The organism is Aequorivita nionensis, from assembly GCF_046352995.1.
Lineage (GTDB): Bacteria > Bacteroidota > Bacteroidia > Flavobacteriales > Flavobacteriaceae > Aequorivita > Aequorivita nionensis.
In genome coordinates, this window is the sequence record NZ_CP130281.1 from 1,831,444 (window position 1) to 1,842,953 (window position 11,510).

At 37.9% G+C, this 11,510-nt stretch carries 10 protein-coding genes; 5 read left to right on the forward strand and 5 right to left on the reverse strand.

What is annotated here, in order from left to right:
- Positions 1-75: 75 nt before the first annotated feature.
- The 4 genes from Q2U82_RS08290 (at position 76) to secDF (ending at position 6,953) form a co-directional block, all read left to right on the forward strand.
- Positions 76-2,115, forward strand: coding sequence for a TonB-dependent receptor (locus Q2U82_RS08290; RefSeq protein WP_410004410.1), 2,040 nt, complete (start codon positions 76-78; stop codon positions 2,113-2,115).
- Positions 2,116-2,142: 27 nt separating this feature from the next.
- Positions 2,143-2,997: a hypothetical protein gene (locus Q2U82_RS08295; RefSeq protein ID WP_410004411.1), complete on the forward strand. Its 855-nt coding sequence runs from the start codon at positions 2,143-2,145 to the stop codon at positions 2,995-2,997.
- Between the two features lie 70 nt (positions 2,998-3,067).
- Positions 3,068-3,682: a hypothetical protein gene (locus Q2U82_RS08300; RefSeq protein WP_410004412.1), complete on the forward strand. Its 615-nt coding sequence runs from the start codon at positions 3,068-3,070 to the stop codon at positions 3,680-3,682.
- 220 nt (positions 3,683-3,902) lie between these two features.
- Positions 3,903-6,953, forward strand: a complete 3,051-nt coding sequence (gene secDF, locus Q2U82_RS08305) for a protein translocase subunit SecDF (protein ID WP_410004413.1) — start codon at positions 3,903-3,905, stop codon at positions 6,951-6,953.
- Between the two features lie 100 nt (positions 6,954-7,053).
- Here secDF and Q2U82_RS08310 read toward each other — a convergent pair whose 3' ends face one another.
- The 5 genes from Q2U82_RS08310 to folE form a co-directional block, all read right to left on the reverse strand.
- Positions 7,054-7,548, reverse strand: a complete 495-nt coding sequence (locus Q2U82_RS08310) for a DUF192 domain-containing protein (protein ID WP_410004414.1) — start codon at positions 7,546-7,548, stop codon at positions 7,054-7,056.
- A 27-nt stretch (positions 7,549-7,575) separates the two neighbouring features.
- On the reverse strand, positions 7,576-8,520 hold the full coding sequence (gene lgt / locus Q2U82_RS08315) for a prolipoprotein diacylglyceryl transferase (RefSeq protein WP_410004415.1): 945 nt from the start codon (positions 8,518-8,520) through the stop codon (positions 7,576-7,578).
- 63 nt (positions 8,521-8,583) lie between these two features.
- Positions 8,584-8,817: a membrane protein insertion efficiency factor YidD gene (gene yidD, locus Q2U82_RS08320; RefSeq protein ID WP_410004416.1), complete on the reverse strand. Its 234-nt coding sequence runs from the start codon at positions 8,815-8,817 to the stop codon at positions 8,584-8,586.
- Between the two features lie 7 nt (positions 8,818-8,824).
- Positions 8,825-10,300 carry a cysteine--tRNA ligase gene (gene cysS, locus Q2U82_RS08325; RefSeq protein WP_410004417.1) on the reverse strand — a complete coding sequence of 492 codons (1,476 nt, stop codon included), beginning with the start codon at positions 10,298-10,300 and terminating at the stop codon, positions 8,825-8,827.
- A 37-nt stretch (positions 10,301-10,337) separates the two neighbouring features.
- Entirely contained in the window at positions 10,338-11,015 is a 678-nt protein-coding gene (gene folE / locus Q2U82_RS08330; protein ID WP_410004418.1) for a GTP cyclohydrolase I FolE, read from the reverse strand.
- 145 nt (positions 11,016-11,160) lie between these two features.
- On the opposite strand from folE, the gene Q2U82_RS08335 reads away from it, so the two are divergent.
- Positions 11,161-11,490: a hypothetical protein gene (locus tag Q2U82_RS08335; RefSeq protein WP_410004419.1), complete on the forward strand. Its 330-nt coding sequence runs from the start codon at positions 11,161-11,163 to the stop codon at positions 11,488-11,490.
- Positions 11,491-11,510 lie beyond the last annotated feature (20 nt).

Consider the following 11,510-nt stretch of genomic DNA (forward strand, 5'->3'; position numbering starts at 1 on the left):
GCAAAGGTTCTTTTTGAAATTTCTACGGAATATTTCTGGGTGCCATTCTTTTTAAATTATCAAAACTATCTTAAAATGAAATTATCTATAAGTGTATTTCCCTTAAGGGTAATACTTGTGGGTGGTCTTTTGGTTGCAATGTTTTGTGGTGCCATAACATCACGATTATATGCTCAAGAAACACCCGCCGATAGCCTGAAATTGATTCAACTAAATGAAGTGATCGTAATTTCGGCAGGCAAACAATTGGATCATCAAAAACAGCGTAAACCCTTGTCCACATTGGATGAGTTTTTGGAATCGTCGCTCAGTGTAAATATGGTTAAGCGCGGCGCATACGCTTGGGAAGCAACAATGAACGATATGGCTTCGGAACGTTTGGCCGTAACCATTGACGGCATGCAGATTTTTGGCGCTTGTACTGACAAAATGGACCCAATAACTTCCTATGTGGATGTGTCTAATCTTTCGCAAGCGGAAATTGGTTCAGGCCAGCAGGGGGCTATGTTTGGAAATACCATTGGAGGCGGCATCAATTTAAAACTGGACAAAAGCAATTTTAAGCCAACTGGCTGGAATGGTTCCTTGGAAACTGCGTATGAAACCAATAACAAGATGCGTGTTTTTGGCGGCGAGCTGAATTATTCCGATGAAAAATTCTATCTAAATACTGATGCAATCTATCGTAAGGCTGAAAATTATTATGCAGGTAACGATAAAGAAGTGCTTTTTTCGCAATTTGAAAAATATAACCTTTCCATCAATTCGGGCTATAAATTAGCCGAGGACAAATCCATTTCCGCTACCTTAATATATGACGAAGCGAATGATGTGGGTTATCCTGCCTTGACAATGGATGTTTCCTTGGCGCGGGCGGTGATTGGGTCTGTGAGTTTTAATCAGGATACGTTGTTTGGAGATTTCACCAACTGGGAGTCCAAACTGTATTACAATAACATTAAACACACTATGGATGACACAAAGCGTCCGGAAGTGCCGATACATATGGATATGCCCGGCTGGAGTGAGACAGCGGGATTTTATACGCAAGCAAATTTCAACAAAGAAAAGAATCATTTCTTTTTCAAGTTGGATGGTTTTTATAATAAATCCTATGCCGAAATGACGATGTATCCAGCTGACAGCAACGAACCTTTGATGTTTATGTTAACTTGGTCGGATGTGCGCACCAAAGACGTTGGGTTTTATGCCGAAGATCACATTCCATTTGAAAAGGCTTCTTTGAAACTTTCAACACGTTTGGCTTACCATTCCAATACTGTGGCAGATGAGTTTGGGTTGAACAGCTTAAGAATTTTCTATCCAGAAATGGATAAAACAAATATCCGTTTTTTGAAAAGTTTTTCGGCGCAATACCATAAAATGCTGAATAACTTTCACTTAAATGGAGGTCTTTCTTATGGAGAGCGCGCACCTTCGGTTTCGGAAGGATATGGTTTTTATCTTTTCAATAGTTTTGATAACCACGATTACATTGGCGACCCAGATCTTAAAACTGAAAGCTCTGCGGATGCCAACCTTTCGGTAACTTATAAAAAACCAACTTTTGAGATTACCGCAGGAGCAAATTATTTTCACGTTTTCAATTATATAATTGGAGTTGTGGATAATTCGCTTAGCACAATGACTATTGGTGCCGATGGCGTTAAAATTTATACCAGCCTTGATTATGCGCAGCTTTTTAATGCTTCGCTATCGGGAAGGTATAATATTTCAAACGCTTTTAAATTATCGGGTAGTGTTTCGTACCACCGTGGTATTGACAATGAAGGCGAAAATTTGCCATTGATTAGTCCGCTTTCATTCAGAAGCGCACTCGATTTCTATAAAAACCAATATTCCGCATCGCTTTCGGTTGATGGCGCTGGGGAACAAATAAATTACAATCCTAACTATGGCGAAACGCAGACTGCGGCCTACGCCACACTTTCGGCAAGCTTTGGGAAACGTTTCTTCATAAAAGATAATGATCTTTTTTTAAAAGCTGGGATTGAAAATATTCTTGATACAAATTACTCTTCTTATACCGATTGGAACAACATTCCGCGGATGGGCAGAAATCTTTATTTAACCATTTCATATTCAATCAATTAATTATTAAAAAAACTAAATATTATAAAGATGAAAACACTAAAATATATATTCGCAATCGTTATCCTGTCAATCTCATTCGTAAGTTGTTCTGATGACAAAGATGATGACCCAATAATTTCAAATCCTGTAGAAGGTTTGACAAAAATTTATGAATTTCCATCTGCAGACCATTCTGTTGAAATCTATTCGGAAAAAACAAGCCTTGAGGTGGGTTACAATGAAATTTCCATCAGAATTAAAGATATGGCAAGCAACAAATACGTTACCAATGCCGCACCAACTTGGATGCCGATGATGCATATGGAAACTATGGAGCATTCTGCACCGCACAGTATGTTGAGCAATACTGAAGAAAGCAGTGTTTATAAAGGATATATTGTCTTTCAAATGGCAGGTAATGACACAGAATATTGGGAAGTAATGCTTAACTATAACCTTAACGGCCAAGCAATGGAAGAAATGATGAAGGTTGATGTTTCACAACCAGCAAATGGCCTGAATAAAACTCAAGTGTTTATGGGCAGTGATAATGTTCGTTATATTTTGGCTTATGTCAACCCAAAAGATCCAAAAGTTGCAATTAATGATATGCAAGCCGTACTTTACAAAATGGAGAATATGATGAGCTTTCCTTTGGTTGAAAACTACAAAATAACCGTAGATCCAAGGATGCCGGGAATGGGCAACCATAGCTCACCGAATAATGAAGACTTGACCTATAATGCCGTAACCCAAATGTATAACGGTAAATTGTCATTGACAATGACCGGCTATTGGAAAATCAATTTAAAATTGATGAATGCAAACGGAGAAGTGTTGAAAGGCGAGGACGTTACAGAGTTAAATCCTGAAAGCAGTCTTTATTTTGAATTAGAGTTCTAGTTTTTTTTGTTTATTTTATATTGTTTTAAAGACTGTAGTGATACAGTCTTTATTTTTTTATATTTGGCACGTGAACTGGAGATGGTACATTCCCGTATTAATTATTGCCCTTGCTTTTTTTGGAAATGGCTTGGAACAATCAGCGCTTCCCAATCAGGAAATTGTTGTTCAGTTTGACGCTAATTCCGTAAGTGCGGATGAGGCGCAACTCGCCGTTGCAGAGATAACAAGCCAACTAAAAGCTATTGGCGTTACCGATGTTCAAGTTTCGGAACTGCTGGATGGTAAGCTAAAGGTTACATACTACAGCACCATTGATGTAGCTGTGGTGAAGAATTTGTTTTTCAAACAAAACAAACTTCAACTTGATGATACTGCTTTCAATGAAAAGGACGGTTCTTCCAAAATTCCTTTTAGTAACGACTTTAATACCTACAAGCTAGATGTAATCAAAATTCAAAAAGATTATGGTTCAGACCTGGGTCTTCAGGGCTTGCCGGTAGCATTAAAGTCTGTAAAGGATCAATATTTAAACCAAATTGTTTCTCTTGCTACTGGCGATATTGATTTCAGTTTAAAGCAAAATTTTGAAAGTGTTGCGTATAAAAACTACCGCAATGTTTCGTTATTAATAGATACTTCTTCCCATAAAATACCAGAGGTACGCGCTGGTCCATTGTCTTAAAAGAATTCTTCGTAAAATTTTTAATGCGAAAAAATTAAAGCATCATTGAGCTTTTTTTATTTTAAAACAACGACTTCTGTATTTCAAATTCCGAAGCGTTAAAGATTAATTTTAAATAACCACGATAATTGTCAGATATAACAGCAAATCATATATTTGCGCTCCCGTTCCGAAGCCTCGGAATCGGGGTAAAAAAAATCTGACCAAAAAAAAATATATCATGCAAAACAAAGGACTAATTACTGTATTTGCCATCCTTTTTGGATTGGTAAGTATTTATCAGCTCTCCTTCACCTATGTTGCAAACAAAGTTGAAGACAGTGCTAAGGAGTTTGCCAACAGCAAATTTTCTGAAAATGAACCCCATGAGCGGGACAATGCAGAAGCCCGTTACCTTGATTCTATAGGAACCCAGTCAGTTTTCTTGGGAATAGACTATAACACCGCCAAGGAAAAGGAATTGAACAAAGGTCTTGACCTTAAAGGTGGTATTAACGTTATTCTTGAGGTTTCAGTAAAAGACATCTTGAAAGGATTGGCAAACAATACTAAAGACCCTGCATTTAATCAAGCTTTGGAGAATGCCACGGAACTTCAGAAGAATAGCCAAGATACGTACATTGAGTCTTTCTTTAAGGCTTTTGAGGCGCTTCCGGGTGAAAACGAACTTGCTTCACCAGATATTTTCTTCAATAAGAACTTAGAAGATGTAATTGATGTTGGAATGACCAACGCTCAGGTAAAACCAATTATTGAAAAGAAAATTGACGAGTCTATTACTTCAGCTTTTGAGGTACTTCGCAAGCGTATAGATAAGTTTGGCGTAACCCAACCAAATATTCAGCGTTTGGGGAAATCTGCAAGAATTCTTGTAGAACTTCCAGGGGCTAAAGATGTTGACAGGGTAAAGAAACTGCTTCAAAGTACAGCTCAGCTTGAATTCTGGGATGTATATAAATTTGATGAAATTGCAGGTTTCCTTCAAACTGCTGATGCCAAAGCTGGTGAAATTGCAATGGCAAAAACAGCTTCTGAAACGGAAACAGCAAAAACTGCTGACACTACAAAAGCTGTTACTGATTCAACCAAAACTGAAGAGGACGACGTAAGTAAACTTTTGGGCGGACAGGATGTGAAAGATTCACTTGTTGATGATAACAAAGCAAACCCAATACTGTCTAAAATGGTTTCATTGGGAAGCCAAGGTGGTCCTGTGATTGCTACTTTTAGATTAAAGGATACTTCGGTTGTAAATGGTTATTTGCGTAACCCACAAATAAAATCCTTATTGCCTACTGAATTGCGTTATGCAAAATTTGTTTGGGGTTTACCAGAAGCCAATGCACAATTGAATGGAGAGGAAACCACCGCGCTTTACGCCTTGAAAGGAAATAGAGACAATCTTCCGCCACTTGGAGGAAGTGTGGTTGTTGATGCAAGACAGGAATATGACAATTTAAGTCGTGTAGTGGTTTCTATGCAAATGAATGGGCAAGGTGCCAAAGTTTGGGAACAAATGACCGGTGATGCATACCAAAACCAGAGCCAGATTGCTATTGTTCTTGATGATATTGTTTACTCTGCACCAGGTGTAACTTCAGGCCCTATTGCTGGAGGTCGTAGCCAGATTTCTGGAAACTTTACAGTGCCGCAAGGTCAGGATTTAGCTAACGTATTGCGCGCGGGTAAACTGCCTGCTTCAGCAGAGATTATTCAAGGAGAAGTTGTAGGGCCAACATTGGGTCACGAGGCAATTGATAGTGGAGTAATGTCTTTCGCTATTGCACTTTTTATTGTGCTTTTATGGATGATTGGTTATTATGGCAAAGCAGGTATTTTTGCTGATGTTGCTTTGATAGTAAACATCCTGTTTATCTTCGGAATATTAGCGGGTCTTGGAGCAGTACTTACATTGCCTGGTATTGCTGGTATCGTATTGACCGTAGGTATGTCGGTAGATGCAAACGTACTTATCTTTGAAAGGATTAAAGAAGAACTTGCAAAAGGTAAGGCGCAAAAAGATGCCATTAAGGATGGTTTCAACAACGCGTTGTCCTCAATCCTTGATGCCAACATTACTACTGGTCTAACTGGTTTAATTCTATTGGTATTCGGAACTGGGCCAATACAAGGTTTTGCAACTACCTTATTAATTGGTATTGCTACTTCATTGTTTACGGCTATTTTCATCACAAGATTGTTTATAGACAGCTACACCAAAAATGGGAAAGCATTGCCTTGTTCAACATCTTTAACAAAAAATCTTTTCAAAAATGTAAATATTCAATTCTTGAGAAAACGTAAGATTGCTTATGTAATTTCTGGAATTATGCTTTTGATAAGTATTACTTCATTGTTCACAATTGGACTTAACCAAGGTGTTGATTTTGTAGGTGGACGTACCTATACCGTTCGTTTTGAAAAAGATGTAAATTCACAGGAAATTCAGAACAATCTTATTCAAACTTTCGGAAGTGCCGAGGCAAAAACCTATGGTGGAGACAACCAATTGAAGATCACAACCAAATATAAGGTTGACGAAACCGGTACCGAAGTAGATGAAGAAATAGAGCACATGCTTTTTGAAACCGTTAAAAAGGATATGCCTGCAGGAATGACCTATGAAGACTTCGTTGGAGACAGAGAAGGAAAAACCATCGGAAGAATGGAGTACTATAAGGTGAGCCCTACTATTGCGGATGATATTAAGAAAGACTCATTTTGGGCCGTATTTGGTTCTTTGGTTGTAGTTTTCCTTTACATTCTTTTGCGCTTTAGAAGATGGCAATTTAGTTTGGGAGCCGTTTTGGCGGTATTCCACGACGTTTTGATTGTACTTGGGGTTTTCTCTTTAACCTATAGATTCATGCCTTTCAGTATGGAGATTGATCAAGCTTTTATCGCGGCGATTCTTACCGTGATTGGTTACTCGCTGAATGATACGGTAATTGTGTTTGACCGTATTCGTGAATACTTCGGTGAACACCCGAGCTGGAAAATGAGCCGAATTATTGATGTGGCCTTGAATAGCACATTGAGTAGAACTTTGAACACCTCATTCACAACTCTTATCGTGTTGTTGTGTATGTTCTTCCTTGGTGCAGAATCCATCCGTGGTTTGTTGTTCGCAATTATTGTAGGTATTGTGGTTGGTACGTATTCATCGTTGTTCATCGCGACGCCTATTATGTATGATACCGTAAAGCGCAAAAAAATCGAGGATTTAATTGATAAAAAAGAAGAAGAAGGCACTCCGGTATTGGATGCATAAGTTTTTCTTAATATAAATTAAAAAGCCCTTTCCAAACGGAAAGGGCTTTTTGTTTTTGAAATGTCTCTATTGTAAAAACTTTAAGAGCTAAAAGCTGTAATTAATTTTTTGTAAACTTAATTTTATCACCTTTTTCAAGCTTCCATTCATCAGAAAGTCCGGCATTTATTTCCAATACATATTGTGAAGCAGCCTCGGAAGGAAGGGATGTCTCATCAAAAGACTTGGCGTTTTTTTGAAAACTCACTATTTCCATTTCAGAATTTATATAAATTATATCGAGTGGAATTTCGGTGTTTTTCATATAAAAAGAACGCTGTCGCGAATCTTTGAATACAAATAACATTCCTTGATTTTTAGCCATAGAGTGACGATACATCAAGCCCGTTTGGGTTGAGTATTCATCATCAGCTATTTCAATATCGAGTTTTGCGATGATAGAATCATTTTCGGCTTTCAATAAAGTAAGCTCGCCCTCTTTAGTAAAGGAAATTTCCTTTGTAAGACTTTTGCTTTCTGAATTTTTGCTGTCCTTACAATTATAAAAGGAAAAGAGTGAAGCCACGATTGCAGCGGAAATAAATATTTTTTTCATATCTAAAAGAATAAAATAGAAGAAACCTTAAATTCCCTCTTCAGAGGTTAGGGGGCTTTTTTTTGAAGCTTTCCACATAATATAGACTCCTGCAATGATAAAAGGAATGCTAAGCCATTGCCCGGTAGAAAGCAAACCTAGCGCAGACTCAAATCCACCTTGGCTTTCTTTTACATATTCCACCAAAAAACGAACTGTAAAAAGAAGAATTAAAAACACTCCGAAAATGTAACCAATCTGTTTTCTGCGTTCCGTTTTCCAGTATAAATACCAGCAGACCAAGAATACAATTACATAGCCAGCAGCTTCATAAAGTTGTGCCGGATGCCGAAAAGGAACAGAGTTCAACAATTCAGAAAACTGCGGATTGTGCACTATGGCGTCATACGCTTTGCCGGAATCTTTAATTCCTGTGGCGTTCACGGCATCCTGTTTGCGGATGCCTTCGTGCACAAAACGAACCCCCAAAGGAAAATCTCCGGAAGGCTTTCCAATAATTTCAGAATTCATAAAATTCCCAATTCTCACGAAAATTCCCCCAGCAGCTACTGCAATAACAATACGATCCATGATCCATAAAAATGGCTTTTTGATAACGTTTTTAGTGTAGTAATACATTGCAATAAGGATGGCAATTGCAGCGCCATGACTTGCTAAACCTTGAAATCCCGTAAATTCAAATTCTGGAACAGTTTGTATTGGCAGAAACACTGAAAGCGGATCTTCCACAAAAAGCTCGGGCTGATAAAAAATAACATGCCCCAAACGTGCTCCAGCTAAAACAGCTACAACCATATAGATAAAAAGACTGTCCAGTTTTTCCTGCGGTTGGCCTTCTCTTTCATAAATCTTTTTAGTGAGTATCCAGCCCAGCGTAAATGCTACAACAAACATCAAGCTGTAATAACGAATCATAAAAAAACCAAGGTCAATCCCTTCAGAAGGGTTCCAGGTAAAACTTAAATAGTGCATAACGGAGTTTTTATTGAGCAGCGTAAAGATACTAAAAGCCAAAAAGTATTTTCAAACATATTTTTATTTGTTTTTCGGGGGAACTGGATCGTAACCAGAACCTCCCCATGGGTTGCAACTGGCTATTCGTTTTGCGGCAAGCCAACTACCTTTCAGTAAGCCGTGGGTTTGTAGTGCTTCAACTGCATAATGCGAACAAGTAGGCGTGTAACGACAGCTTGAAGGCAATAATGGTGAAATAAAATTTTGATACCCTTTTATCAATAAAACAAAAGGATATGTAAGTATGTTTTTCACGTAAAAATTAATTTAATGAAAAAGTAGTTCCGTCTTTCCCATCTTTCAGTTGAATTCCTTTTGCTGAAAGTTCATCTCGAATTTTATCGCTCATCGCGAAATCTTTATTGGCGCGGGCTTGGTTTCTCAATTGAATAAGAAGTTCAACCGCGGCTGAAAGTTTTTCGCCGTCCTGTGAGTTTTCTGAAACGTTGTCTTCCAGCCCTAAAACATCAAAAAGAAAATCATTCATCGTTTGCTTTAGCAATTCCAAATCGTTTGCGGAAATGGTTTCTTTTTCTTCCTTTAAGGAATTTACGAATTTAACTGCTTCAAAAAGATGCGCTATTAAAATTGGACTGTTGAAATCATCATTCATGGCATCATAACATGCTTTTCGCCAGCTTTCAATATCTAAGCTGCTTTTTTCCGAAGCAACAATATCTTTTAATATTCTTTGTGCATCCATCAACCGATTAAATCCTTTTTCGGAAGCTTCCAAAGCATCATTGCTGAAATCCAAAATACTTCTGTAATGCGCTTGGTACATAAAGAATTTAGTAACAGTAGGAGAGAACGGCTTGCTCAAAATATCGTTTTCACCAGAAAACATTTCATTCGGGAGAATAAAATTTCCGGTGGATTTTGACATTTTTTTGCCATTCAACGTAAGCATATTTGCATGCATCCAATAATTTACGGGTGAAGTGTGGTTGCAAGCTTCGGCTTGTGCAATCTCGCATTCGTGATGTGGAAATTTAAGATCCATTCCACCGCCGTGAATGTCGAAATTATTCCCTAAATATTTTGTACTCATTGCAGTACATTCCAAATGCCAACCGGGGAAACCTTCGCTCCACGGCGATGGCCAGCGCATAATGTGTTGCGGTTCGGCTTTTTTCCAAAGTGCAAAATCCTGTGGGTTTTTCTTATCGGTTTGTGCGGAAAGTTCACGGGTGTTGGCGATCATATCTTCTAGTTTCCTTCCGCTCAATTTTCCGTAATTGTTGGTTTCGTTGAATTTGAGGACGTCAAAATAAACAGAGCCGTTTTTTTCATAGGCAAAACCCTCTTCAATTATTTTTTCGACAATGTGGATTTGTTCGTAAATATGTCCGGTAGCAGTGGGTTCAATACTTGGTGGCAATGCATTGAACTTTGCCATTGTAGTGTGAAAATCCACAGTGTATTTTTGCACCACTTCCATAGGTTCCAATTGCTCGATTCTGGCTTTTTTCAGAATTGGATCGTCGCCGCTTTCGCCGTCGTTTTCCAAATGGCCTGCGTCGGTAATATTACGAACGTACCGAACTTTGTAGCCCAAATGTTTCAAATAGCGAAAAACCAAATCAAAAGAAAGAAAGGTCCGGCAATTTCCTAAATGCACATTGCTGTAAACCGTAGGCCCGCAAACGTACATTCCCACTGCGCCTTCGTGAATTGGAGTGAATTTTTCTTTACTTTTTGAAAGTGAATTGTATATATAAAGGTCTTGTTGTTTCAATTTTTGGAATTTGGTATTTGAAATTTGGATTTTTCGATTAAAACTCAGTATCCAGTTTTATATAATCTAAAAATTCACGGCGGGTTTCCGAATTTTTAAATGCGCCACCAAACTCGCTTGTTACGGTACTACTGTCAATATCACGAATTCCTCGGGAATTTACGCAGAGGTGTTTGGCGTCAATTACACAGGCAACGTCTTCAGTATTTAAAACCTGTTGCAGTTCTTTCACGATTTGCATCGTCAACCTTTCCTGTACCTGTGGGCGTTTTGCATAATAATCAACAATTCGATTCATTTTTGAAAGCCCAACCACAGAACCGTTGGAAATGTAGGCAATATGTGCTTTCCCAACAATGGGAAGCAAATGGTGCTCACAAGTAGAGTAGAGGGTAATGTTTTTCTCTACCAGCATTTCCTGGTATTTGTATTTATTCTCAAAAGTGGAGGCCTTTGGTCTTCTGTCAGGATGAAGCCCACCGAAAATTTCTTGTACAAACATTTTTGCAACACGGGTAGGTGTGCCTTTCAAACTATCATCAGTAAGATCGAGGCCCAAGGTGTGCATAATATTTTGAACATCTTTTTTGATGCTTGCAATTTTTTCAATATCGCTCAACTCAAAAGCATCAGGGCGCATAGGCGTTTCTGTGGAACTGCCGATGTGATCATTACCCATTGCTTCTATCTCTTTTAGGTGTTTTTCTAAATCCATCTATTAAAATATCTTTTCCTTTAGGCCTGCAAAGATACGTAATAGCATTTTGGTACTGAAAACTCGAACTTCTTATTTTTAAGACTTTAAACCTTCTATTTTCATAAAATTTTCTTAATTTTCGCAAAAAAATTATTTGAACTACATGAAAAAGACCCCCTTTTTAATCGCCTTTCTTTTTGTTTCTTTAATATATGGACAACAAAATACTGTTTCAGATTATGAAACAGCAATTTCCATGGAGCCATCTCAGGTTGTTTCTAGCTCAATTTTGAGCTTTGAATTTCCTGAGGCAAAAACCGTAAAATATATAATATCGTCGGGCAATGATGATGTTATTACAAAAGAAATAAGTAAAAACACAGGCTCTCAAATATTAAAAACTGATTTTTCTTTTTTAGAAAACGGATTGTATGAAATACGGTTTATAATTGACGATATGGAAGTAAAAATAATTCCATTTAGTAAAATCTAAAAAACTAAAACTCCTCTATA

Bases quoted from the DNA above. Each gene is read 5' to 3' on its own strand.
- Q2U82_RS08290 (WP_410004410.1), top strand. From the start codon at position 76: ATGAAATTATCTATAAGTGTATTTCCCTTAAGGGTAATACTTGTGGGT.
- Q2U82_RS08295 (WP_410004411.1), top strand. From the start codon at position 2,143: ATGAAAACACTAAAATATATATTCGCAATCGTTATCCTGTCAATCTCA.
- secDF (WP_410004413.1), top strand. From the start codon at position 3,903: ATGCAAAACAAAGGACTAATTACTGTATTTGCCATCCTTTTTGGATTG.
- Q2U82_RS08310 (WP_410004414.1), bottom strand. From the start codon at position 7,548: ATGAAAAAAATATTTATTTCCGCTGCAATCGTGGCTTCACTCTTTTCC.
- lgt (WP_410004415.1), bottom strand. From the start codon at position 8,520: ATGCACTATTTAAGTTTTACCTGGAACCCTTCTGAAGGGATTGACCTT.
- folE (WP_410004418.1), bottom strand. From the start codon at position 11,015: ATGGATTTAGAAAAACACCTAAAAGAGATAGAAGCAATGGGTAATGAT.
- Q2U82_RS08335 (WP_410004419.1), top strand. From the start codon at position 11,161: ATGAAAAAGACCCCCTTTTTAATCGCCTTTCTTTTTGTTTCTTTAATA.